The 24,035-nt window shown below is 56.5% G+C and carries 24 protein-coding genes; 11 read left to right on the forward strand and 13 right to left on the reverse strand.

Features of this window, described 5'->3' with window-relative positions:
• Nucleotides 1-294: 294 nt before the first annotated feature.
• On the reverse strand, nucleotides 295-894 hold the full coding sequence (locus ACN0VL_RS10365) for a uracil-DNA glycosylase family protein (RefSeq protein WP_417617070.1): 600 nt from the start codon (nucleotides 892-894) through the stop codon (nucleotides 295-297).
• Nucleotides 895-936: 42 nt separating this feature from the next.
• Nucleotides 937-1,881 (reverse strand): D-2-hydroxyacid dehydrogenase, encoded by a 945-nt coding sequence (locus ACN0VL_RS10370; protein WP_417617072.1) that lies wholly within the window; start codon nucleotides 1,879-1,881, stop codon nucleotides 937-939.
• 154 nt (nucleotides 1,882-2,035) lie between these two features.
• On the opposite strand from ACN0VL_RS10370, the gene ACN0VL_RS10375 reads away from it, so the two are divergent.
• Entirely contained in the window at nucleotides 2,036-2,617 is a 582-nt protein-coding gene (locus ACN0VL_RS10375) for a YjaG family protein (protein WP_417617183.1), read from the forward strand.
• Nucleotides 2,618-2,710: 93 nt separating this feature from the next.
• Here the strand turns inward: ACN0VL_RS10375 and ACN0VL_RS10380 are convergent, their stop codons facing one another.
• A complete protein-coding gene (locus ACN0VL_RS10380; RefSeq protein WP_417617074.1) occupies nucleotides 2,711-3,184 on the reverse strand; it encodes a MarR family winged helix-turn-helix transcriptional regulator in 474 nt (157 codons plus the stop codon).
• 156 nt (nucleotides 3,185-3,340) lie between these two features.
• Here ACN0VL_RS10380 and hutC point away from each other — a divergent pair, with 156 nt between their 5' ends.
• Entirely contained in the window at nucleotides 3,341-4,051 is a 711-nt protein-coding gene (hutC, locus tag ACN0VL_RS10385; RefSeq protein ID WP_417617076.1) for a histidine utilization repressor, read from the forward strand.
• Nucleotides 4,052-4,130: 79 nt separating this feature from the next.
• Here the strand turns inward: hutC and ACN0VL_RS10390 are convergent, their stop codons facing one another.
• Together ACN0VL_RS10390 and ACN0VL_RS10395 are read right to left on the reverse strand one after the other, a co-directional pair.
• A complete protein-coding gene (locus tag ACN0VL_RS10390) occupies nucleotides 4,131-4,667 on the reverse strand; it encodes a YaeQ family protein (protein ID WP_417617077.1) in 537 nt (178 codons plus the stop codon).
• Between the two features lie 98 nt (nucleotides 4,668-4,765).
• A complete protein-coding gene (locus ACN0VL_RS10395; RefSeq protein WP_417617079.1) occupies nucleotides 4,766-6,076 on the reverse strand; it encodes a YjiH family protein in 1,311 nt (436 codons plus the stop codon).
• 192 nt (nucleotides 6,077-6,268) lie between these two features.
• On the opposite strand from ACN0VL_RS10395, the gene hutI reads away from it, so the two are divergent.
• From hutI to ACN0VL_RS10425, 6 genes are all read left to right on the forward strand, one after another.
• A complete protein-coding gene (gene hutI, locus ACN0VL_RS10400; protein WP_417617081.1) occupies nucleotides 6,269-7,489 on the forward strand; it encodes an imidazolonepropionase in 1,221 nt (406 codons plus the stop codon).
• The gene (hutG, locus tag ACN0VL_RS10405) at nucleotides 7,486-8,415 is read left to right on the forward strand and encodes a formimidoylglutamase (RefSeq protein WP_417617083.1); all 930 of its coding nucleotides are present in this window, start codon (nucleotides 7,486-7,488) and stop codon (nucleotides 8,413-8,415) included. The genes hutI and hutG overlap by 4 nt, the downstream gene beginning before the upstream one ends.
• A 12-nt stretch (nucleotides 8,416-8,427) precedes the next feature.
• Nucleotides 8,428-10,125 carry a urocanate hydratase gene (hutU, locus tag ACN0VL_RS10410; protein ID WP_417617085.1) on the forward strand — a complete coding sequence of 566 codons (1,698 nt, stop codon included), beginning with the start codon at nucleotides 8,428-8,430 and terminating at the stop codon, nucleotides 10,123-10,125.
• A 4-nt stretch (nucleotides 10,126-10,129) separates the two neighbouring features.
• Complete coding sequence (hutH, locus tag ACN0VL_RS10415; RefSeq protein WP_417617087.1) at nucleotides 10,130-11,662, forward strand: histidine ammonia-lyase; 1,533 nt, start codon at nucleotides 10,130-10,132, stop codon at nucleotides 11,660-11,662.
• 407 nt (nucleotides 11,663-12,069) lie between these two features.
• Nucleotides 12,070-12,744: a metal-dependent hydrolase gene (locus ACN0VL_RS10420; RefSeq protein WP_417617089.1), complete on the forward strand. Its 675-nt coding sequence runs from the start codon at nucleotides 12,070-12,072 to the stop codon at nucleotides 12,742-12,744.
• Between the two features lie 103 nt (nucleotides 12,745-12,847).
• Nucleotides 12,848-13,951, forward strand: a complete 1,104-nt coding sequence (locus ACN0VL_RS10425; RefSeq protein WP_417617091.1) for a phosphoribosylaminoimidazolesuccinocarboxamide synthase — start codon at nucleotides 12,848-12,850, stop codon at nucleotides 13,949-13,951.
• 69 nt (nucleotides 13,952-14,020) lie between these two features.
• Here the strand turns inward: ACN0VL_RS10425 and crp are convergent, their stop codons facing one another.
• Nucleotides 14,021-14,659, reverse strand: a complete 639-nt coding sequence (crp, locus tag ACN0VL_RS10430; protein WP_417617093.1) for a cAMP-activated global transcriptional regulator CRP — start codon at nucleotides 14,657-14,659, stop codon at nucleotides 14,021-14,023.
• Between the two features lie 182 nt (nucleotides 14,660-14,841).
• Between crp and ACN0VL_RS10435 the strand changes: the two genes are divergently transcribed.
• A complete protein-coding gene (locus ACN0VL_RS10435; RefSeq protein ID WP_417617095.1) occupies nucleotides 14,842-15,246 on the forward strand; it encodes an OsmC family protein in 405 nt (134 codons plus the stop codon).
• A gap of 68 nt (nucleotides 15,247-15,314) precedes the next feature.
• On the opposite strand, the gene ACN0VL_RS10440 is transcribed toward ACN0VL_RS10435, so the two are convergent.
• Genes ACN0VL_RS10440 through ACN0VL_RS10450 form a run of 3 tightly spaced genes read right to left on the reverse strand, consistent with a single transcriptional unit; the run spans nucleotide 15,315 to nucleotide 17,444 of the window.
• A complete protein-coding gene (locus tag ACN0VL_RS10440) occupies nucleotides 15,315-16,184 on the reverse strand; it encodes a phosphoribulokinase (protein WP_417617097.1) in 870 nt (289 codons plus the stop codon).
• Between the two features lie 58 nt (nucleotides 16,185-16,242).
• On the reverse strand, nucleotides 16,243-16,467 hold the full coding sequence (locus tag ACN0VL_RS10445) for a YheU family protein (RefSeq protein WP_417617099.1): 225 nt from the start codon (nucleotides 16,465-16,467) through the stop codon (nucleotides 16,243-16,245).
• The gene (locus ACN0VL_RS10450) at nucleotides 16,464-17,444 is read right to left on the reverse strand and encodes a hydrolase (RefSeq protein WP_417617101.1); all 981 of its coding nucleotides are present in this window, start codon (nucleotides 17,442-17,444) and stop codon (nucleotides 16,464-16,466) included. Before ACN0VL_RS10450 ends, ACN0VL_RS10445 begins: the two co-directional genes overlap by 4 nt.
• Before the next feature lie 157 nt (nucleotides 17,445-17,601).
• Between ACN0VL_RS10450 and ACN0VL_RS10455 the strand changes: the two genes are divergently transcribed.
• Nucleotides 17,602-18,195, forward strand: coding sequence for a LysE family translocator (locus ACN0VL_RS10455; RefSeq protein ID WP_417617103.1), 594 nt, complete (start codon nucleotides 17,602-17,604; stop codon nucleotides 18,193-18,195).
• Between the two features lie 85 nt (nucleotides 18,196-18,280).
• Nucleotides 18,281-19,387 carry a 1-acyl-sn-glycerol-3-phosphate acyltransferase gene (locus ACN0VL_RS10460; RefSeq protein WP_417617105.1) on the forward strand — a complete coding sequence of 369 codons (1,107 nt, stop codon included), beginning with the start codon at nucleotides 18,281-18,283 and terminating at the stop codon, nucleotides 19,385-19,387.
• A 235-nt stretch (nucleotides 19,388-19,622) separates the two neighbouring features.
• Here the strand turns inward: ACN0VL_RS10460 and ACN0VL_RS10465 are convergent, their stop codons facing one another.
• The 4 genes from ACN0VL_RS10465 to ACN0VL_RS10480 all read right to left on the reverse strand — a co-directional run bounded on the left by ACN0VL_RS10465 (nucleotide 19,623) and on the right by ACN0VL_RS10480 (nucleotide 24,026).
• Nucleotides 19,623-20,492, reverse strand: a complete 870-nt coding sequence (locus tag ACN0VL_RS10465) for a methyltransferase domain-containing protein (RefSeq protein WP_417617107.1) — start codon at nucleotides 20,490-20,492, stop codon at nucleotides 19,623-19,625.
• 307 nt (nucleotides 20,493-20,799) lie between these two features.
• Entirely contained in the window at nucleotides 20,800-21,672 is an 873-nt protein-coding gene (locus ACN0VL_RS10470; RefSeq protein ID WP_417617109.1) for a 23S rRNA (adenine(2030)-N(6))-methyltransferase RlmJ, read from the reverse strand.
• Nucleotides 21,673-21,699: 27 nt separating this feature from the next.
• A complete protein-coding gene (locus ACN0VL_RS10475) occupies nucleotides 21,700-22,131 on the reverse strand; it encodes a TIGR02444 family protein (RefSeq protein ID WP_417617111.1) in 432 nt (143 codons plus the stop codon).
• Nucleotides 22,128-24,026, reverse strand: coding sequence for an ABC transporter ATP-binding protein (locus ACN0VL_RS10480; RefSeq protein ID WP_417617113.1), 1,899 nt, complete (start codon nucleotides 24,024-24,026; stop codon nucleotides 22,128-22,130). Before ACN0VL_RS10480 ends, ACN0VL_RS10475 begins: the two co-directional genes overlap by 4 nt.
• Between the last annotated feature and the right edge of the window lie 9 nt (nucleotides 24,027-24,035).

Below are 24,035 nucleotides of genomic sequence, written 5' to 3' on the forward strand. Positions count from 1 at the left end.
GACGCTCAGCACATGACGTCCTGTCATGTGATGGTCGGCTGAGGCTATCCCAGTCGCCTCTTTTTAGGTCCCGAGTCTTCGGTGAGCATTACTGACCGACGGCACCGGTGTTAATGAGAAGGCAGAGGGTGTCTGCTCAGCCGACCATCCGCGCCAGGGATGGCGTGGTTTGAGCCCCCAGGGATGGGTTTACGGCGTGTCGGAGGAGTAGTGCCCTCTGCCTGACAAGCCACACTAATTTCAAAAATATCAACAGTATAGTCGTGACTAAGAGACAGGCTTACAGCTGATGGCTTAAAGCTTAAAGCTGCTTTTTCCTAATACCTGGTGTACTCGCTGGCGCAGTGCCGGCAGCTCTTCTTGTTCAAACCAGGGGTTCCTGGTTAACCAGTGACGGTTGCGTGGCGAAGGGTGGGGCAGGGGTAAACGAGTAGGAGCAAACTCCCGCCAGTGGCGGACGGTTTCGGTCAGGGTCTGGTATTGTTTACCCAGATAATGGCGCTGGGCATACTGGCCAATCAGCAGGGTAAGCTCAATGTTCGGCAACAGCTCCAGCAGTTGTTCATGCCAGGCGGGGGCACATTCCGGTCTGGGGGGAAGATCGCCACTTTTTCCCTTGCCCGGATAGCAAAAGCCCATTGGCATAATGGCGACAAGCTCGGGGTTGTAAAACTGCTCTCTGCTGAGTTGCAGCCAGCGGCGCAGCGTATCGCCGCTGGGATCATTCCAGGGAATGCCGGTTTCATGAACACGCAGGCCAGGGGCCTGGCCGATGATCATGATGCGAGCATTGGGGGCCATTTGCAGCACGGGCCTAGGCCCCAGCGGCAGCTGGGCTTCACAGATCCTGCAGGCCCGGGCCTGCTTCAGTCGCTGTGCAAACAGACTGCTCATGCCATCCCCCGAAATTTATAATGAAACCTAGGTCAACAGACCCTAATAACCCAGATTAAAGTCCACCAGACCTTCCATCGGTTTGCCCTCTATGAACTTTAGATAGTTACGGCTGAAGCGGGTCACTATCTGCTCTGGAAAGCTGTACCCCGAGTTGTGTGGGGTGATCACCACATTGGGCATATCCCATAAGGGGCTTGCGGCTGGCAGGGGTTCGGTGGTGAAGACATCCAGCACGGCCGCGCCCAGGTTGCCGTGGCGCAGTGCCTGGATCAGCGCGCCTTCATCAACCGCATCGCCCCTGCCCACGTTGAAGAAAATCGTGCCTGGCTTGAAATGATTGAGGCGTTCCGCGTTAAACAGGCCACGGGTTTGCGGCGTGGAGGGGATGATGCTGACCACCACATCGGCACGGGGCAGCACATTGTTCAGGGCTGGCAGCTGATAGGTATGATCAAAGCCCGCCGCCTCGCGGCCCGAGCGGTTGATGCCCAGCACCGTCATGCCAAAATGCTTGGCGGTATGGGCAATATGCTGGCCTATGCTGCCGGTGCCAATAATCAGCATGGTTTTGCCATCAATACTTTGGTAGGGAATTGGCTGCCAGTTGTGCAGACGTTGCTGCTCTTTGTAATGGCGTAGATGACGGGTAAAGGACAACAGATGCGCAAACACGTATTCGCTAATCAAGGGACCAAAAATCCCCCGGATGTTGGTCAGCTGATAATCCTGGCGACAGCCAGCATCCAGCAATGCATCTACTCCGGCATAGGTCGATTGTGCCCATTTCAGTGCGCGGGCTTCTTTTAAACGTGCACGCAGTCTGGCCGGTTCGCCAAGCAGAATATCGGCTTTGGTCAAGGCGGCCTGAATATCTGCTTCTTGTTCCGGTGCCAGAATCGTCAGCCCCGGCAGGTAGGCCTGCTGCAGTAACGTCTGGTATTCGGCGTTATCCTGGCTGAGCAATAACAGAGTATGATTGGCCATCCCTTCTCTCCTTAATATGCTTTTTGTCGCGGCATTTTATGAGACAATGACACAAGCATAAGCTTATACCAGCGTTTGCCCCGTAAAATGTGAACCTCGGCTTAAAAGAGCCATAATGGCAAAAATACCGCAGCTTAACCACAAGGAAATATCCGTGTTTGGTGAGAAATTCTATAAAAAAATCAACAAGCTAGCACCCTGGCAACAAACCGTATTTGCACTGGCGCTGGCACAGCGGATGTATCCCAATTATCAGCTGTTTAGCGAGACGAGCCAGTTTGGCAACAGCGGCCGCATGCGCGAAACCCTGGATGTCCTCTGGACGTATCTGACGGTAAAAGGCTCCCGGGTGGATCTGAGTGCCGAGCTTGAATCATTTGAAACGCAGATCCCCGATCCTGCCCGCTTTGAACAATACGGTGCTTATCCGGCGCTGGATGCCTGTATTGCCCTGGGCGCCGCCTATAACTCGGTTATTTGCCGGCTGGGTGAAGAAGCCATTGAAGCCAGCAGCGCGTCTTTGGGGACGGTAGCCGGCTTTGTCGAGCTGCTGGCCGAACGGGAGCTAAGCGAAGAAGAGCTGTACGACAATGAGTTAATCATGGCCGAGATGGAGTTTCAGGTCGAGTTGCTGGAAAAAGTCAGCCAGCCAAGAGACGCCAACGTTATTCTGGCGATCCGCGACTTCGCCAGCCAGGGGGGCGTGTCCAACATCGGTATCAGTCTGGAAACTTGAGAGGATAAGAATGTGCAGGGTGAATGGTGAGGCCTGAGGTGAGGAGTGTTACTCCTCACCTCTAACGGAGCCGTTTTCACCTCTTACGGCAAATTATTCGCGCAGCAGGCTGCCGACTTGCAGGAGCGGTGCAACGTCCAGATCGTTGGCGTTCATCATGGATGACACCCGCTGTACCGATGATAACAGCAGGTTCTGTTCCCACTCTTCCAGCGCCTGAAAACGCTGGATAAAGCTTTCCTGCAAGGGTCTTGGCGCAGACTTGAGTTTGGTCACGCCGTCTTCGGTCAGTACCGCATGCACCTTGCGTTTATCGGTTTGACTGCGCTCTCGCCGAACCAGCTGCTTCTGCTCCAGCCGGTCGATAATGGTAGTGGCGGTGGCCTGGCTCATGTGCGTGGCCTGTGCCAGCTTGCGCATTGTAATGTCGCCGTGCTCGCTAATGGCCTGCAGCAGAAGTAGCTGAGGGCCGGTCAGGCCAGAGGCCTTGCTGAGTTGACGAGAGTGGAGGTCGATGGCGCGAATGATCTGGCGCAGTGCCACCAGCACGTCTTCATGTTTTTCCAAAGTATTCCTGCCGATGGCTGACTGAATTTGCGCGCACCATAGCGTAAATCGGTGACGGTTTAAAGCCCTAGTGGGATCAGGCTCATGGTTTAATCGGTGTTGTATATGACAGGCTGGCAATTGTATGTACAATTGAACCTTGTTACCGGAGGCCACGTGACCCAATCCATTCCCCTTTATCAGCAGATCAAACAGCATATCCTGGTTCGAATCGAGTCTGGAGAGTATCCGCTGCATCAGCAGATACCGCCGGAACAGGAGCTGGCCGGGCAGTTCAAGGTCAGCCGGATGACGGCCCACAAGGCGATACGGGATCTGGTGCAGGAAGGCTATCTGATGCGTCGGGCCGGGCTGGGGACCTTTGTCACCGAGCCCAAGGCAGAGTCACCCCTGGCGGATATCAGCAATATAGCCGACGAGGTCCGCTCTCGGGGTCACGAGTACAGCAACAGCGTCATCGTGCTGGAAGCGATTCGGGCCAACGAAGAAGTGGCCCTGAACATGGGCATGCGGCTCAACGCCCGGGTATTTCATTCGGTAATAGTGCATCTGGAAAACAAGCAGCCGATACAGGTAGAAGAGCGCTTCGTGCATCCGGCGCTGGCGCCGGGCTATTTGCAGTGTGACTTCGGCCAGCAGACCCCAAACGCTTATCTGGTGGAGCATTGTCCGCTGTCGGATCTGGAGCATATCGTCGAGGCCCGGCTGGCGCCGGCCAACATTTGTGACTGGCTGCAGTTGTCGCCAGCGGCGCCCAGCCTGTTGGTTACCCGGCGCACCTGGTCGTTGCATCAGCTGGTCAGCTTCGCCCGGCTCTGGCATCCCGGCGACAAATACAAGCTGCGCTCCGCCCTCAAACTGGGCTAGGCAGGCCGCCGGCCCTTGCCCGGGCAAGATGGAAGCGACGATCCTGCCCGCCTCACGCCTCACGCCTCACGCCTCACTCTCAGCGCCACTGGCTAAGCTTCAAGTCCAGGCTGTGTTCACCATCGGTAACCTGAACTTCATTTTCCTGCAGGGTGGCGAACAGGTCGATGCTACGCTGGCACAGTTGGGACAGCTCTGCCGGTTGTGGGTCATCCAGGTGATAAATCTGCAGCCGTGGCAGCTGACCCAGCTCGCTCTGGTGCTTGTTCCACCATTCCTGGGCACTGCGGCCACCATAACTGTACACCACCACCTGCTCGGCGCGAGACAGCGCCTGCTTGATGCGCTTGGTGCTGGGCTCTCCCAGCTCTACCCATAACAGAATGCGGCCATCTGCGGATTTCAGCCACAGTTCCGGCTCGTCATCTGTGCTCAGGCCCTTGGTAAAGCTCAGGTGTTCGTCCGCATGGCGCATAAAGGCCAGCAGGCGCACCATGAGCCGGGTGTCGGTTTCGGACGGATGCTGGGCCACGGTCAGGCTGTGTTCTTGATAATAGTGTCGGTGCAAGTCGCTGATATTCATGCGGACTTTATGCAGGGTGGCAGTCAGGGCCATGAGGTTGCCTCGTGTAAAAGGCGATATCTTAACGGTAAGCTGCAGTTGGAGCCAGCCCGGCGCGCCGCAGCGGCCGGGCAGGGAAGGGGGATGAGGGGTTAAGGAGCGATCAGCATGGCCACGGGAATGGCCAGCAACAGACTCAGAAAGGCGCGAATAAACCACACCAGCACCAGAGTACCGACCTTCAGTGGCAGTCGGGTCGCCAGAATGCAGGGAATGGACGCCGAGAAGAAGAGTATCGACGACACGCACACCACGCCGGCGGCGAAGCGGGCGACAAAGTCGGCTTCGGCCATCAGCAACGCCGGCAGAAACATTTCCGCCAGCCCAGAGGCGGTGGCCTTGGACAACAGCATGCCGTCTTCCACGCCCCACAGCCAGGTTACCGGGTAGAACAGATAGCCCAGCCAGTCGAACACCGGGGTGTACTTGGCCACCAGCAGGCCAATCAGCCCCACCGACATGATGGACGGCAGTATGCTGATGGTCATCACCAGGCCGTCCTTGAAGTTATCGACCACGTTACGGCCGAGAGGCGGCGCCTGCTCGGCAATCTGCAGGCCATTCTGCCAGGCGGTGCTCATGCGATTACCATTTTCACAGGCCGGCTCCCTGTGCTCGGCCCGGTTATCCAGCCGTGACAGCGGCGGCAGCCGTACCGTAATGGCGGTCACCACGAAGGTGATCAGCAGGGTCAGCCAGAAGTACTGGTTCCAGATAGCCATCAAATCCAGGGTCTTGGCCACTATGATCATGAAGGTGGCAGACACGGTGGAAAAGCCGGTAGCGATGATGGCCGCTTCCCGGGCCGAGTAATGGCCGGAGACATAGACCCGGTTGGTGATCAGCAGGCCGATGGAGTAGCTACCGACGAAGGAAGCCACCGCATCGATGGCGGAGCGGCCCGGCGTGCGCCAGATAGGCTGCATCAGTTTCTGCACCATGATGCCGATGGCTTCCAGCAGGCCATAGCCCACCAGAAAGGCCAGGAATACCGAGCCGATGGGCACGATCAATCCCACCGAAATCACCAGCTTGTTGAACAGGAACGGCAGCATGTCCGGCGTTTGCAGGGCGGCAGGTCCGACGCCCGTCAGCGCCAACACGCCGGCGACCACCCCCAGCCACTTCAGTAGCAGAAAGATACGGTCGGTCAGGCTCTGCTTCCAGCGGCCGGTGAGCAGCGGGTAAACCGCCCCGGCGACTATCATCGCCATGGCGTACCAGCCGGCGCCGGTTTCACCCAGGGCGGTCCGCAGCCAGCCGACCATGTGATCCAGAGGGATGCTGGTCTTGCCCTGCAGGCTGATGGGGATAAAGAAGATAAAGATGCCGATGGCACTGAGTCCGAGCAGCCGGCCGATGGCCTTGCCGGGGGAATGGGTTTGCTCCGAGGCCTGCTGCATGAGAAGGCTCCTTGTAAGTGTTGAGGAATAGGAAGGTGCTCAATGTATATACAGTGGAAGCCGCAAAGTTAATAACATGTATGTAATAATGTGATCAGGATCGGTTATTTTAGCGTTTTTGATTAACAAGGCTTGTCAGGCAGCCGTAATAGGTTTAAATGTATATACAAATATCGATTTGAGGAGCTTTTCATGCACCAGTCACTACCGCAGCTTTGGATTAATGCGTCTCTGTTTGATGGTCTGGATAGTGCCGCCGAGCCGATGGCGGTGGCGGTGAAAGAGGGCCGGATTGCCTGGCTCAAGCCGATGAGCGCATTGAGAGCCGACGACAAGACCGGCTTCACGTGCATCGATGCGAAAGGTGCCTTGATGACTCCCGGGCTGGTTGACTGCCACACCCATCTGGTGTTCGGCGGCAACCGGGCCAGCGAATTTGAAGCCCGGCTGGAAGGGGCGAGCTACGAAGAAATCGCCCGTGCCGGCGGTGGCATCATCAGTACGGTGCGCGCCACCCGCGCCGCCACTGAAGACGAGCTGTTCGAGAGCGCCAGGCCCCGCCTGCAGGCCCTGATGGCCGACGGTGCCACTACGGTCGAAATCAAATCCGGTTACGGACTGGATCTGGAAAACGAATTGAAGATGCTGCGGGTGGCGCGTCGCCTGGGCCGCGAGCTGCCGGTGCGGGTGGTGACCACGCTGCTCGGCGCCCATGCCCTGCCGCCGGAATACAAGGACGATGCCGATGGCTATATCGATCTGGTGTGTAGCAAGATGATCCCGACCGCCGCCGCCGAAGGGCTGGCCGATGCGGTAGATGTGTTCTGCGAAAACATCGCCTTCTCGGTCGAGCAGTGCGAGCGGGTCTATGCCGCCGCCAAGGCGCACGGTCTCGCCATCAAGGGGCACACCGAGCAGCTGTCCAACCTGGGAGGCAGCGCCGCTGCCGCCCGGGCCGGTGCGCTGTCGGTGGATCATATCGAATACCTGGACGAAGAGGGGGTCAAGGCCCTGGCCGAGGCCGGCACCGTGGCCACCTTGTTGCCCGGCGCCTTCTTCATTCTGCGCGAAACCCAGCTGCCACCCATAGATCTGCTGCGTCGTTACCGGGTGCCGATGGCACTGGCCACCGATGCCAACCCGGGCACCTCGCCCATCTTCAGCCTGAAGCTGATGCTGAACATGGCCTGTACCCTGTTCCGCCTGACCCCGGTTGAGGCCCTGCGCGGTGTGACCGCCCACGGTGCCCGGGCGCTGGGATTACAGGATCAAGTGGGTCGTATTGTCCCCGGACTGCAGGCGGACTTCTGCCTGTGGGATACCAATAATCCGGCGGAGCTGGCCTACAGCGTGGGGCTGCCCCGGTTAACACAGCGTGTCGTTGCCGGAAAAATAACAGGAGATGCAGCATGACACCGGATATGAACGTCTGGACCGGTCGGGTCGATCCCGAGGCCAATACCGATCGCTGGCACCAGCAGGTGCAGCCCTTCAGTACCGCGGCCGAGCCGGGCACCACCCTGATTGGTTTTTGCAGCGACGAAGGCGTGCGCCGCAACAAGGGGCGAGTGGGTGCCGCCAAGGGACCGGCCGCCATGCGCAAGACGCTGGCGAGCCTGGCCTGGCACCAGTCGGCCCCGGTCTACGACGCCGGCGATGTGGTCTGTGAAGGCGAAGATCTGGAAGCGGCGCACAGCGCCCTGGCCGACCAGGTCGCCGAGTGTCTGGCGCTCCGCCAGCTGCCCATCGTCATGGGCGGTGGCCACGAGGTGGCCTTCGGCTCCTGGAGCGGTCTGGCGCAGCACCTGGCGACCCAGGAAGAATGCCCGCGTATCGGCATCATCAACTTCGATGCCCACTTCGACTTGCGCGATCCGGGCTTTGTGGTGTCGTCCGGCACCCCTTTTGCCCAGATAGCCCAGGCTTGTGAGCAAAAAGACTGGCCCTTCCAGTACGCCTGTCTGGGGGTGAGCCGGGGCGCCAATACCCGGGCCTTGTTCGACAAGGCCGAACAGCTGCAGGTACTGACCTGGGAAGACAGAACCATGGTTCAGAGCCGACTGGCCGAGATGCACAGCGAACTCGACGCCTTTATCGGTCGTTGCGACCACCTGTACCTGACCATAGATATCGATGTGTTTCCCGCCGCACAGGCACCGGGTGTCAGTGCTCCGGCCGCCCGGGGGGTAGCACTGGATGTGATTGAACCATTGATTGAACAGATTACCGCCAGCGGCAAGTTACGACTTGCCGACCTGGCAGAGCTTAACCCCGAGTATGACGTTGATGGCCATACGGCCCGGCTGGCGGCTCGGTTAATTCATACTTTGACACTGTAAGAGGGACATACCATGTCACAGCAAAATACGTCTCAGCAAGACAAGCGCCACGCGCCAGGCCGTGTAATCAAATCACCGACCGGCGTGAACAAGATCTGCAAGAGCTGGCTGACCGAAGCCGCCTACCGCATGCTGCACAACAACCTGCACCCGGACGTGGCCGAGCGCCCCGAAGATCTGGTGGTGTACGGTGGTATCGGCCGTGCGGCCCGTGACTGGAACTGTTTCGATCGCATTGCCGAAGTACTGACTCGCCTGGAAGACGACGAGACCCTGCTGGTGCAATCCGGCAAGCCGGTTGGTGTGTTCAAGACCCACGCCGACGCCCCGCGCGTGCTGCTGGCCAACTCCAACCTGGTGCCTCACTGGGCCAACTGGGAGCACTTCAACGAGCTGGATAAGAAAGGCCTGATGATGTACGGCCAGATGACCGCCGGTTCCTGGATCTACATCGGCTCTCAGGGCATAGTGCAGGGCACCTACGAAACCTTCGTCGCCGTGGCCAAGCAGCACTTCAAGGGTGAAGCCAAGGGACGCTGGGTACTGACCGGTGGTCTGGGTGGCATGGGTGGCGCTCAGCCCCTGGCCGCCACCATGGCCGGTTTCAACTGTATTACCGTTGAGTGTGACGAAACCCGTATCGATTTCCGTCTACGTACCCGTTACGTCGACAAGAAGGCCTACAGCCTGGACGAAGCGCTGGCCATGATCGATGAAGCGAAAGCCAAGGGCGAAGCGATTTCCGTCGGCCTGCTGGGCAACGCCGCCGATGTATTCAAGGAGCTGGTAGCGCGTAATATCACCCCGGATGTGGTCACCGACCAGACCTCTGCCCACGATCCGCTGAATGGCTACCTGCCTCAGGGCTGGACCATGGAGCACGCCGCCGAGATGCGCAAGCAGGACGAGGCCGCCGTGGTCAAGGCCGCCAAGCAGTCGATGGCAGTACAGGTACAGGCGATGCTGGATCTGCAGGAGCGCGGTGCTGCTACCCTGGATTACGGCAACAACATCCGCCAGATGGCGCTGGAAGAAGGCGTGAAGAATGCCTTTGATTTCCCCGGCTTCGTCCCCGCCTATGTGCGTCCGCTGTTCTGCGAAGGCATAGGTCCTTTCCGCTGGGTGGCACTGAGTGGCGATCCGGAAGATATCTACAAGACAGACGCCAAGGTGAAGGAGCTGATCCCGGATAACCCGCACCTGCACAACTGGCTGGACATGGCCCGCGAGCGTATCGCCTTCCAGGGTCTGCCTGCCCGTATCTGCTGGGTCGGCCTGAAAGACCGCGCCCGTCTGGCGCTGGCTTTCAACGAAATGGTCAAGAGCGGCGAGCTGAAAGCGCCCATCGTCATTGGCCGTGATCACCTGGACTCCGGCTCCGTTGCCAGCCCCAACCGCGAAACCGAAGCCATGCTCGACGGTTCCGATGCGGTTTCCGACTGGCCGCTGCTGAATGCCCTGCTGAACACCGCAGGCGGCGCGACCTGGGTATCTCTGCACCACGGTGGTGGTGTGGGCATGGGCTTCAGCCAGCACTCGGGTGTGGTGATTGTCGCGGACGGCACCGATGCCGCCGCCGCCCGCCTGGGCCGGGTACTGCGTAATGACCCGGGTACCGGGGTGATGCGTCACGCCGATGCCGGTTATGATATTGCTATCGATTGTGCCCGTGAACAGGGTCTGGACTTGCCAATGGTTAACAAGGATTAATGTAATGACGACTCTGACTATCAACCCCGGAAAAATGACCCTGGCCGAGATGCGCAAGGTCTACGAACAGCCGGTCCAGCTCGAGCTGGACCCCGGTTGCCACGAAGCGATTCAGGCCTCTGTTGACTGCGTTAACCGCATGGTCGCCGAAGATCGCACCGTATACGGCATCAATACCGGTTTTGGCCTGCTGGCCAGCACCCGCATCAAGCCGGAAGATCTGGAAACCCTGCAGCGCTCCCTGGTGCTGTCCCATGCCACCGGCCTGGGCGAACTGATCAGCGACGAGCTGGTACGGCTGATTATGGTGCTGAAGATCAACGGCCTGGCCCGTGGCTTCTCCGGCATCCGTCTGCAGGTGCTGGAAGCCCTGATGGCGCTGGTCAATCACGAAGTCTATCCCTGCATTCCGGGCAAGGGCTCCGTGGGCGCCTCCGGCGATCTGGCGCCGCTGGCTCACATGAGCTGCGTGTTGCTGGGCGAAGGTACCGCCCGCTACAAGGGTGAAGTGATCAGCGCCGGCCAGGCGCTGGAAATTGCCGGCCTCAAGCCGATGGCACTGGCACCGAAAGAGGGCCTGGCCCTGCTGAACGGCACCCAGGTGTCCACCGCCTTCGCCCTGCGCGGCCTGTTTGAAGCGGAAGACCTGTTCGCCAGCGCCATCGTGATCGGCGGCCTGACCGTAGAGGCGACCTTGAGCTCCCGTCGTCCCTTCGACCCGCGCATCCATGCCATACGTGGCCAGCAGGGGCAGATCGATGCCGCCGCCGGTTACCGTCATGTGCTGGGCGAGTCCAGTGAGGTCAGCCAGTCTCACAGCAACTGCTCCAAGGTGCAGGACCCGTACTCGCTGCGCTGTCAGCCCCAGGTGATGGGTGCCTGCCTGACCCAGCTGCGTCAGGTTGCCGAGGTGCTGCTGGTCGAAGGCAACGCCGTGTCCGACAACCCGCTGGTGTTTGCCGAAGACAATGACGTGATCTCCGGTGGTAACTTCCACGCCGAGCCGGTGGCCATGGCGGCGGATAACCTGGCACTGGCGATTGCCGAAATCGGCTCCCTGAGCGAACGTCGGGTGTCCCTGATGATGGATACCCACATGTCCGGTCTGCCGCCTTTCCTGGTGGACAACGGCGGCGTCAACTCCGGCTTCATGATAGCCCAGGTGACCGCCGCGGCACTGGCGTCCGACAACAAGGCCTTGTCGCACCCGCATTCGGTCGACTCGCTGCCAACGTCAGCCAACCAGGAAGACCATGTGTCCATGGCCCCCAACGGTGGACGTCGTCTGTGGCCAATGGCGGAAAACACCCGTGGCGTGCTGGCCATCGAATGGCTGGCCGCCTGTCAGGGCCTGGACTTCCGCGAGGGTCTCAAGACCACAGAAACGCTGGAGGTTGCCCGCCAGGCTCTGCGTGAAAAAGTCAGCTACTACGACAAGGACCGTTTCTTCGGCCCGGATATCGAACAGGCCGATGCCCTGCTCAAGGCCAACACCCTGAGCCACCTGGTACAGCCGGGTCTGTTACCCACTCACTGAACAGGAGTGAAGGTATAGGGAAAGTGAAGGGGGTTGCCGAGGCAACCCCCCTTTTTTTGTTCGAGATGGAGTAATACCAAACAGATTAAATAGCAGATCTATTTTCTTGCTCTATAAAGGTCGGATAAAGGGCCTCCTCCACCGACACGCTTCGGATAAATGACACTCACCGTTTCAACCTGACCGAACATCCAGTGAATGTTCGCAGTAGGCTGCAACGGTGAGTGTCATTTATCAATGGCGTGTCGTGGGAGGTGACTGTGGTGCCTCTGGTATTCAGGTTCAAAGGTGAACAGATCTTTACTGTAATTGGTATAAGTCCAAAACAAGGCTCTTATGAACCCTGTTTTTTTATCCAGTATCCACATGATACACTCGCAGCCCTTTATGAGCCTGGAAACTGCTTGATGGCAAATTTTAAAACCCATGTGCAAGTCGCGTCTGTAGCGAGTGGTGTCTTGGCGGGGGCCTTGGCCTGGGCTCAGCTGGTGAGCCTGCCCGAAGCGGGCCTGTTGTGGCTAACCGGCACCCTGGGCGGCATTATGCCGGATATAGACGCAGACACCTCCCGTTCCATTCAGATTATCTTTCGCTTGTTTGGCGCGCTCGGCACCACGCTGACGCTGCTCTATGGCCGCCAGCATTTGCCCCTGCTCGACACCCTGCTGCTGGGAGGGGCGGCTTACCTGCTGGTGCGTTATCCCCTGTGCTGGGCATTTGCCCGCCTGACGGTACACAGGGCCAGTTTGCACTCGCTGCTGGCCAACCTGGTGTTCGCCATGGTTACCGTGGTGATTAGCCACCAGCTGTTTCATCTTGGTGCCGAGCTGGCCTGGCTGATGGGCGTGTTCATGTTTGCGGGCGCCACCATTCATTTGCTGCTGGATGAGCTGTACAGCATCGATCTGGAAGGGCGGCGGCTGAAAAAGTCGTTTGGCACTGCCTTCAAAGTGATGGCATGGCCCGCGCCCTTGCCCAATCTTGCCTTGCTGGGGTTGCTGTTGCTTTGCTGGTGGCTGGTGCCGTCCCCCCAGCCTTTACTCGTGGTGCTGCAGCAACTATTGCCGCTTTCCCACATCTGATAAGATACAGTGGCTGGCATGGCTCGCTACCGCCAAACACTATTCTAACAATCGAGTGGCGACGGCCAGAGCCGATTAACATTCCACACACAGGACACAAGTGATGAGCCTTGCAGACAAGGTATTGGCCGTAAACAACGACCTCCCTATCCGTACCCAGCAACCGGTGCACAGCGGCAAGGTGCGCTCCGTATACTGGTTAACCGAAGCCGACAGCCGTCGTTTAATTCAGGAAAAAGGCTATAACGTAGCCGCCGATGCGCCGCTGGCGATCATGGTGATCAGCGACCGTATTTCGGCATTCGACTGCATCTGGCATGGTGAAGAGGGCATGCAGGGCGTACCCGGCAAGGGCGCGGCGCTGAATGCCATTTCCAACCACTGGTTCAAGCTGTTTCAAGAGCAGGGCCTGGCCGACAGTCATATTCTGGACATTCCCCATCCCTTTGTGTGGATAGTGCAAAAGGCCACACCGGTAAAAATAGAGGCTATTTGCCGTCAGTATATTACCGGCTCCATGTGGCGTAGCTATGCCAAGGGCGAGCGGGAATTCTGTGGCATTCGTCTGCCCGACGGCCTGCAAAAAGATCAGAAATTACCCGAGCTGCTGATGACGCCTTCCACCAAGGGCATTCTGACCGGTATTCCCGGCGTGCCCGAAGCGGACGACGTGAATATCACGCGAAAAAATATCGAGGACAACTTTGCGGCCTTTAACTTCAAACAGCCGGACGATATCGCCCTTTACGAGCGCCTGTTGAAAGAAGGCTTCGATGTTATAAGCAAAGAGCTGGCCAAGCTGGAACAAATCTTCGTGGATACCAAATTTGAATTTGGTTACGTGGTGGATGCCGCGGGTAATGAAAAACTGATCTATATGGATGAAGTGGGCACGCCCGATTCTTCCCGAATTTGGGACCAAGCCGCCTATAATGAAGGGCGTATCGTGGAAAACTCGAAAGAAGATTTCCGCCAGATGCTGCTGAACCATTTTCCCGATCCGGATATTTTGCTTAATAAAGAGCGTATGTCCGAGCGAGAAGCACTGGCGCGTGATAATGCCTTGCCAGTGGAAGCATTAATGAATATCTCTCGTACTTATGTCGGTATGGCGGAAAAGATCACCGGTCAAAAGCTGCAGTTATCGGATAACCCCAAGGCGGATATTATTGCGATCTTACGAGATCAATACGACTTGATTGATTAATACTGCATCTTAATCATAAAAAAACCCGAGGCTTGCCTCGGGTTTTTTTATTGCGCTTGGCGAGGGTAATTAACGGGTGCCAAAGACCACTATGGTTTTACCATGAGCCGAGATAAGTTCTTGTTCTTCCAGCATCTTTAATATGCGGCCCACGGTTTCGCGGGAACAACCGACAATCTGGCCAATTTCCTGACGGGTGATCTTGATTTGCATACCGTCGGGGTGGGTCATGGCATCGGGCTGGCGCGCCAGGCTCAGCAAGGTTTCGGCGATGCGTCCGGTCACATCCAAAAATGCCAGGTCACCGACTTTCTGGCTGGTAGTTTGTAAACGCTCGGCCATTTGCGCCGACAGTCGCATCAGAATTTCCGGATTTACCTGAATTAACTGACGAAACTTCTTGTAAGAAATTTCGGCGACTTCACAGGGGGATTTAGCGCGTACCCAGGCGGTACGCAGTGGATTGTCTGTTTCTTCAAACAGCCCCAATTCACCGATAAAGTCACCCTTGTTAAGATAAGACAGGATCATTTCCTTGCCGTCTTCATCTTTGATCAGCACGGAAACCGAGCCCTTGACGATGTAATACAGGGTTTCCGCTTTTTCACCCGCATGGATCAAAGAGCTTTTTGCCGGATACTTATGAATATGACAATGCGACAAAAACCATTCCAGGGTGGGGTCACTTTGGGGCTTGCCAATAACCATGATGCTTCCTCTTGATTACTTCCATTAACTCTGGGCTTAGGCCTGGCAAGCAGGCTGCCTTATGCGTACATAATCCGCTAGCATAAAAGGCTTACGCCTTGTCATCAAGGGGCTTGCACTTTTATCCTGCTCGTCGGGATGCAGCCGATACGCTAATATGATGGTTTTTCTGAGGAGTTGTTATGAAAGCCAAGGTGACCTGGTTAGAAGGAATGTGTTTCGAGGGACTGTCTGAGTCTGGCCATAAACTGGTGCTGGATGGTACTAATCCCGGTAAGGGCCCCAGCCCCATGGAGGCGGTGTTGTTGGGAGCCGGAGGCTGTAGCGCCATTGATGTGGTGTCTATTCTGGAAAAAAGTCGTCAGCAAATTACCGGCTGCGAAGTCGAACTTGACGCCGAACGTGCCGAGCAGCCCCCTAGGGTATTTACCGCGATCAAGCTGCACTTTGTGGTCACGGGTCAGGATTTATCGGAAAAGCAGGTGGCCCGGGCGGTTCAGCTGTCGATGGAAAAATACTGTTCGGTCATGAAAATGCTGGATAAAGCCCTGAGTGCCTCTTCGTCTTACGAGATCCGTCAGGCGTAATGTCATCGTGAGCAGTAAAGAGTAAGGCGTGAGGTCTGTCACGCCTTGCTATTCCCCCCTCAGGTTCGTTAGCGAATCTTTCCGGTTTCCAGCAAGCGTTCCAGCATGGGGCGCAGTATCAGCTCCATCACAAAGCCAACCTTGCCACCGGGGACCACTATGGTGTTGCGGCGCGACATGAAAGAGCCGTCGATCATGGCCAGCAGGTAGGGGAAGTCGACGTTTTTAATGCCGCGAAAGCGGATCACCATCATGCTTTCGTCGGCGCTGGGGATCACCTTGGCGCTGAACGGGTTGGAGGTATCCACAGTCGGGATCCGCTGAAAGTTGATATGAGTGCGGGAAAACTGCGGAGTAATAAAGTTAATGTAGTCTTCCATCGAGCGCACGATAGAGTCGGTAACGGCTTCCCGTGAATGGCCCCGCTCGGCGGTATCGCGGATCAACTTCTGAATCCACTCCAGGTTGACGATTGGCACCATGCCGATCAGCAGATCCACATGCTGCGCCACATTGTGATCTTCGGTGAGCACACCGCCGTGCAGCCCTTCGTAGAACAACAGGTTGGTATCATCGGGCAACTGCTGCCAGGGCGTAAAGGTGCCAGGCATCTGGTTAAAGGGCACGGCCTCGTCAAAGGTATGCAGGTAGCGGCGAAACTGGCCCGTTCCCGTGTCGCCATATTCCTTGAAAAAGCGTTCTAACAGCTCGAAGTCGTTGGCTTCCGGGCCAAAATAGCTGATATGTCTGCCTTGCTCCCGGGCACGGCGAATCGCCACGTCCATCTCTGGCCGAGTGTAACGATGAAAACTATCGCCTTCGAGCATGGCGGCCTTGACCCCCAGCTGGGCAAACATGGATTGAAACACCTCGGTAGAGGTTGAGGTGCCGGCACCCGAGGAGCCGGTAATTGCAATAATGGGGTGCTTGGCAGACATAAAAAACCTTAAATATAGTCAAACTGTGAATGTTTATACGCAGTGCCTTGGGGCCAGGTCAAGATTTGTCTCGGAATCGTGCCGCGGGCACTATGTTCACGCTCTCATGCAACTCACTGTACACTATGACCGCCTCACCCTGCTTAAGTTGCTGTTTAACCTCAATAACTTTTTCATCTAAGGAAATGTCCCGGGCGCCGTACTCGGTCCCTTCCTGCAGTACGAATTGCTCGATCAAATTGTTGAGCGCGTCTTCACTGAGTTCGGTAAAAGGAATAATCATGCATTCTCCAAATAAAGTGGCCATTGCCGGTCAAGCCACTGGGGCACCCGGTATTCCAGCCAGTAATCAGGTCGCCAGGGTAGCCCCTGCATAAACCCGACATGGCCACCGGTGCGGCTGAGCTCATAGGTAATGGATGGCGGCAGCTCGCTGGCATCGGGGATCACCGCATCGTTCATAAAGGGATCGTCGGCGGCATGAATAATCAGGGTTGGGGTCGAGATCCGGGCGAGCTTGTATAAACCAGAGCACCGCTGATAGTAATCCTCTGCATCACTGAAGCCGTGTACGGGCGCCGTTATTTTATCATCAAACTCGCGCAGACTCTTGATCCGGGTCAGATCCCCTTGCCATTGCTGTTGAGGGTGGCGTCGTAGACGTCGCTGCCAGTTATCTATCATGCGCTTGAGCAGGTAGCCCTGATAACAGCGAGAAAATCCGGAGTTGATCCGCTCGGCACAGGCCGCCAGTTGCAGGGGCGCCGACACCACAGTGGCCGCGCACAAGGGATTGCGCGGGTGCTCGGCCAGGTAGTTCACCAGCATGTTGCCGCCAAGAGAATAGCCGATGGCGGCCATGGGGCGCTCCGGGTAGCGTTGGCGCAGCAGGCCTAACACATAATGCGGGTCTTCAATGGCACCGGAGTGATAGGCCCGCATAGAGCGGTTGGGTTCGCCACTACAGCCTCGAAAGTGCATGAGTACCGCCTGCCATCCCTGTAAGTGCAGGGCGGTCATCATGCCTTGAATATAGTGTGACTCTATGCAGCCTTCCAGACCATGAAACAGCACCACCAGCGGCCTGTTGTCACTTTGCTCGGGCAGGCCCCAGGCTAGGTCGACAAAGTCACCATCGGGCAGCTCCAGCCGCTCTCGCCGGTGCTTGATGCGAGTGCGATGCAGGTACTTGGCCAGAATGGTCTGCACATGGGGATTTCTCGCCCACCAGGGGGAGTGAAACTGGCTGGGATGTATCATGATGTTTTGCTAATGCACATAAGAGGCAGGCCTGTATAAGCGGTGGCGCACCACCAGGGCGACACACATGTGATCACATTCAGCCGATAAAATACTGGGCGGCGCGCACAAAATCGAGTAAAACAACGTTTTTGCATGACTATTTGCCGAGTACATCATGGATTTTGCCTTATTGGGTTCTGCTGCCGGCTTTGCCTTTGCCGCCTGTGGCACGCCTGGCCCCAATAATATGCTGCTGACCAGCTCGGCCACCCGTTTGGGCTATGGTCCAACCCTCAGGCTGCTGCTGGGCATTATGCTGGGCTTGCAGCTGCTGATGCTGTTGACGGCGTTGGGGCTGGGCCAGCTGTTCCTGATGTGGCCTTCCTTGCAGTGGGGGCTGAAAATCGGTGGTAGCGGGTATTTGTTATGGCTGGCCTGGAACATCGGCCGCGCCGATTCGCAGGCAACAGACGAACTGGCCCGCGGCATGGGCTGGCGACAGGGGGCCTTGTTTCAGTTTCTCAATCCCAAGTCCTGGTTGATGGCGGTATCGGCGATCAGCGGTTTTACCCAGGCCGGCGAACACTACTGGCCCTCGGCATTAGCGGTGCTGGCCATCTTTCTCTCGCTGGGGCTGGTGACGGGTCATCTCTGGGCCTTCTTTGGTCTTAACCTGCGTCGCTGGTTGCACACCCCGGGCGATTGGCGACGTTTCAATCAGTTTATGGCGTTATTAACGGCGGCCAGTGTACTGATGATCTGGCATTAAGCGGCTTTTGCGCTTTATCGTTACAGTTTGCCGCTAAAGCGTGTAAAATCTGGGCGTTTTTCGTTTCATAAACCCCAAGGTTGTCATGGTCTCAGACACGGATTTATTTAAAGATATTCGTCCCTATCGGGATGATGAAGTCGCCGGTGCCATTCAGCGCCTGATCCGCGACGACGAATTTATTGGTGCCATCGCCAAATACCGTTTTTCCACTTTGTCCGGTATGGGTGGCCCTGTAATCAAGGCGATGATTCGTCTTTATTTAAGCTGGCGCTGGCGCAAGCTGAACAGCGTGCGGCAAATTCAGCTGGAAGTGGCCAGCTACATGGAAAAAATGATCAGCCGCACCACCTCGGGTGTCAGTTTTTCCGGTCTGGAGCAACTCAAGCCGGATCAGGGCTATCTGTTTATTTCCAATCATCGTGATATCGCCATGGATCCCGCCTTCGTGAACTGGGGCTTGCACAGCCACGGGCTGGATACGGTGCGTATCGCCATTGGCGATAACCTGTTGCGCAAGCCCTGTGCTGCCGAGCTGATGAAGCTGAACAAAAGCTTTATCGTGAAACGTTCGGCCAAAGGTCCACGAGAAATGATGAAGGCCTTTAGTGAGCTGTCGGCCTATTTGCGTCACTCGTTAGATGAAAATCAGTCTGTCTGGATTGCGCAAAAAGAAGGGCGGGCCAAAGATGGCAACGATAAAACCGATCCGGCGATCCTTAAGATGTTTTATATGGAAGGCAAGCGGCAGAAAATTCCGTTTTCAGATTACATCAAGAGTCTGAATCTGGTGCCGGTGTCTATCTCTTATGAATATGACCCAGGTGATCAGGCCAAGGCCCGGGAGCTGTATGCCAAAGCCACCCAGGGGGCCTATGAAAAAAGAGAGTTTGAAGACGTAGAAAGCATAGTGCAGGGCATTGTTGGCCAGAAAGGGCGGGTACACGTCGCCTTTGGCGAGCCCCTGAGCGGTGAATTTGAAAATGCCGATCAACTGGCCGCCGCGATCGATAAGCAGATTTATGACAACTACCATCTTTTTCCCAGCAACCTGCTGGCCGCGGGCCAGACGCTGGAAGGACATCAGGCCGAAGTGAAGCTGTTTGAGCAGCATATTGCCCAGATCCCGGCCGAGCTGAAGGAAATGGTGCTGTCGATGTATGCCCGACCGGTGCTGAACAAAGAGCGGTAAACCGCAGCTAAACAGCATCGACAAAAAAAGCCGGTTCGCGTGATGCGCGAACCGGCTTTTTAATAGCAACCTGGTTAAGTAATACCAAACAGATAAAATAACAGAACTATTTTATTGCTCTATAAAGGTCGGAGGAGGCTACCCGGTTGCCTCTGGGCATTAATACACTGGCTTGTGACTTGTGACTTGTGACTTGTGACTTGTGACTTGTGACTAAGAGACAGCCCTACAGCATCTAGTTTATTTTTACTGCGGGCGTTGCTTGTAAGTCACCTTCGGCGGCAATCAATTGCTTTGCCTGGCAGCGCATCAAAAAACTGATAGGGCGGCTGTTGTCAGCGTGCACGGTCAGTTCAAGTAGGTCTCCCCGCAATAACGCACTTTTTAATGGTACCGCCTGGCCGTTCACCCAGGCTGTGCCCGTTACTTCCTGGTATTTTTGCTGAAGACTCACACGATAGGTGTCACCGTTTGTTGCCTGCCACTCCCAGGTACCGGTCACTTTGGCGGGGACAATCCATTTATAGATTTTGATATTGCCACAGCTTTGCTGCTGATCAGGCTTCCAGTTCCCCATATCAAAAGCATGCGAAACAATACGAGTACCAGGGCGTAGTTCGTCAAGAAATCGAGGACGTAGCTTTATGTTCACTAAATCAAGCAGATAAAGAGTGATTACGCTCGCTTCACTGAAGTCTGCTTCCAGTAAATCGCCTTCAAAGAAATGGACTAAATGCTCAACGCCGGTATGGCCTGCGTATTCAATGGCTTCAGTGATGCGCATCGGATCCATATCAATGCCCACGCCCCGCGTGTTGCGCTCTAACGCGGCAGCAACCAAGATGCGTCCATCACCACAACCTAGGTCATACAAGGTGTCTTCGCTGCTGACATCTGCAAAATCCAGCATGGCATGAACTATTTTTTCATCGCTGGGCACATAAGGCACATCAAGAATCAAGTCTGGATCATCAGCTGAATAACCATCAAAATCCAGGTCTCTAAAGTCCGAGTCGGACAGGGAGTCATCAGCAAGCTCATAGCCTAAATCTCTAAGCTCATCGATCTGCTCGTCATCAAGATTAAATTCTGAATGGTTATACAAGATAGGTACCTAAGATTGAAAGTTAATATAAATAGCTGTTTTTAGTATTGTTAAGCAAGACCGAGTCTAGCTAAGTTAGTGAATGAGTGCAGCTTTAGGCTGATTTTCCTTTGTCGTTTAATAAAAGCACAAAAAGCCGGTCAGACGTGAGTCATGACCGGCTTTTTGGGGCTTATACCAATTCAATTAACAGTCGATCTATGCGGTTGCCATACCAGCCCAGAACAAAGCGTCCGCCCTACCGACCCGCTGCAGATGCATGACACTCACCGTTTCAGCCAGTTGCGAGCATTCACTGGATACTCGGTCAGGCTTGGCCTTTCAGCCAGCGCAATGACCAATCGGCGGCCTGGTCCTGCGCCAGTGCCTTGGTGAGTCGTGGCAGCAGCTCGCTGAGTTGCTCATCCAGCTTCCACGGTGGATTTAAAATCATCATGCCCGAACCGTACATGCCAAAGTCTTGGGCTTGCTCGCTGACGCTTAGCTCGGCACACAGAATATCCTGAAAGCCGCTGTTGGCAATCGCGGTTTTTAGCGCGCCACTGCGATCGACATTTTTGGCCAGCAACGGATACCAGATGGCATAAATGCCGATAGGCCAGCGCTTATAGGCCTTGGCCAGGGTAGTGGCGAGCGTTTGATAATCTTCTTTCAGCTCATAAGGGGGATCGATCAGCACCAGGCCACGCTTGGGCGTGGGTGGGAGCAGGGCGATGAGTCCTTCAAAGCCATCTCTATGATGAATGGTCGGGCCTTTGCTTCTACCAGAGCGTCTGCCTTGCGGCGCCATGTTTTCTCGCAATAGCTCCACTTCGTTATGGTGCAGCTCCATCAGGGTCAGGCTGTCTTGCGGACGCTGAAAATACTCGGCGACCTTGGGGGAGCCGGGGTAGAAGTCCAGTTGCTCGCCGCCGTTCATGGCCTCGATGGCGGCAAAATAGCCGGCCAGTTGTGGCCATTGTTGCCGTTGCTGCCACAGGGGAGCTATGCCGCCCAGGTATTCCGATTTTTTTTGCGTCCACTCATGGTCCAGCGCGTAACCACCGGCCCCGGCGTGGGTGTCGATATAGCTAAAACCCTTATCCTTGATACTTAGCGCTTCCAGTATCAGCGACTGTACCGCGTGTTTAAGTACATCGGCATGATTGCCCGCATGAAAAGCATGGCGATAACTCAGCATGAAATAGTCCGTATGAAAAAGGCCGTATCAACCGGCGAGTTTAAGCTGCCACAAGGGCGCATCGGCCACCTGTAATAGCGTGAGATAGGTCAGCAAGCCGCCGCTACCCGGGGAGGGAGGAGACAGCTCCAACTGCTGCAACAGCTCTTGTTGCTGCCAGCGTTCCAGCTCCAGCTCGTGCTGCAGCAGTTGCAGGTAATCGTCATTATGGAGTGTGGCTTTCAGCTGACGACGTAACCGGCGCCACTGGTTAAACAGCCCCTGGCGCCTGGCCAGCAGCGGCATAAAAGACGCAGGTTCGACCGTAACCCCCCGCTCTTCCAGCATCAAGAGCAACAGCAGCAGGTTGACGTTGGCGCCATGCTCATCCTGCAGTTGCAAGCAGGCCTGAGCCACCCCGGGGCGAGCATAATGCTGCTCGCTAAACTGCCAAAACTGCTCGGCGTCGGGCTGGTTCATGCCTGCTCCAGCTCTTCCAGCTGCTCCTGCAGCTCCAGCCATTCGGCTTCCGCCTCGGCCAGTGTTTGCTGCAAGGGGATTTGCGCCTTCAGCAGTTGCTGCAAGTTGGCTTTTTGCTCGGCGGTGTAGATTTCGGGGTCCGCGAGTTTTTGCTCTATGTCGGCCAATTGCTGCTGGCAGTGCTCCATTTGCTGCTCGAGTTTGGTGATGGCTTTGCGCAACGGCTGGGTTTGCTGGCGCAGTTCGGCCTGGCGACGTTTTTCGGCCTTGCGATTCTGTGCCGAGTGCTCGCCTGCGGTGCTGGTGGTGGCGGGCTGCTCGGCCTTGTCCTGAGCCACCAGCCACTGGTGATAGTCTTCAAGGTCGCCATCAAAGGGCTGCACCTTGCCGTTATCTACCAGGTAGAACTCGTCGGTGGTGGCGCGCAGCAAGTGCCGGTCGTGAGACACGATAACCATGGCGCCTTCAAAGTACTGTAATGCCATGGTGAGGGCGTCGCGCATGTCCAGATCGAGGTGGTTGGTCGGTTCATCGAGCAACAGCATATTGGGCTTTTGGTAGACGATCAGTGCCAGTACCAAACGGGCTTTTTCACCGCCGGAGAAGGGGCCGACCGGTTCTTTTACCTTGTCACCCTTGAAGTCGAAGCCACCCAGGTAGTCTCTCAGGCTCTGCTCGGACGCCTTAGGATCCAGGCGGGTCAAATGCATCAGCGGCGAATCATCCAGATACAGACTTTCCAGCTGGTGCTGGGCAAAATACCCCAGCGAAATGCCACTGTTGGCCGTGAGCTTGCCCGACAGGGGCGTGAGCTCACCGGACAGCAGCTTGATAAAGGTCGACTTGCCGGCGCCGTTCCGACCCAGTAAACCAATACGGGAGCCGGGCACCAGGTTCAGCTTGATGTCCGACAGGATCACTTTGTCGCCATAACCGGCGGACAGCTTTTCCATGGTGATCAGCGGAATGGGCAGGCTGCCGGGCGCCAGAAACTTGAAACTGAAAGGCGAGTCGGCATGGGCAGGCAGAATGCGCTCCATGCGTTCCATGGCCTTGAGCCGGCTTTGCGCCTGTTTGGCTTTGCTGGCTTTATAACGAAAGCGGTCCACATACTCCTGCATGTGGGTGATCTCGCGCTGTTGCTTTTCAAACATCGACTGCTGAAGCGCTAACTGCTCGGCGCGCAGCCGCTCGAAGTCGGAGTAGTTGCCGGTATATTCGTTAAGCTGGTTATTTTCGATATGAATAATGCGATTGACCACGGCATCCAGAAAGTCCCTGTCGTGAGAAATCAGGATCAGGGTGCCGGGGTAGCTTTTCAACCAGCGCTCCAGCCAAATGACCGCGTCCAGATCCAGGTGGTTGGTGGGTTCATCCAGCAGTAACAGGTCGGAGCGACAGATAAGTGCCTGTGCCAGGTTAAGGCGCATTCGCCAGCCACCAGAAAAGGCGCTCACGGGGCGGCTTTGGGCCTCGTTGGCAAAGCCCAGACCATGAAGCAGCTCGGCGGCACGGGCATGAATATGGTAGCCACCGTGAATGTCCAGCTTGCCGTGTAACTCGGCAATGGCAATACCGTCGTGCCGTTGCTCGGCGTGTTCCAGTTCGCGGCACAGGCGGCGATACTCCTGGTCACCGTCAATCACATAATCCAGGGCGGAACATTCCAGCGCCGGGGTTTCCTGGGCTACGCTGGCCAGCTGCCAGTCGGCCGGCAAGTAAAACTGACCGCTATCCAGGCTTATATCGCCTTTGAACAAGGCAAACAGCGTTGACTTGCCACAGCCATTTTTCCCCACCAAACCGACTTTATGGCCGCCATGAATGGTGGCACCGGTGTCTTTTAACAGGGGGCGGCCGCCCCTGAGGAGTTCAATCTGGCTGAGGGTGATCATAGAGCCCTA

Origin of the sequence: Oceanisphaera sp., assembly GCF_048268965.1 — a bacterium.
Taxonomy (GTDB): Bacteria; Pseudomonadota; Gammaproteobacteria; order Enterobacterales; family Aeromonadaceae; genus Oceanimonas.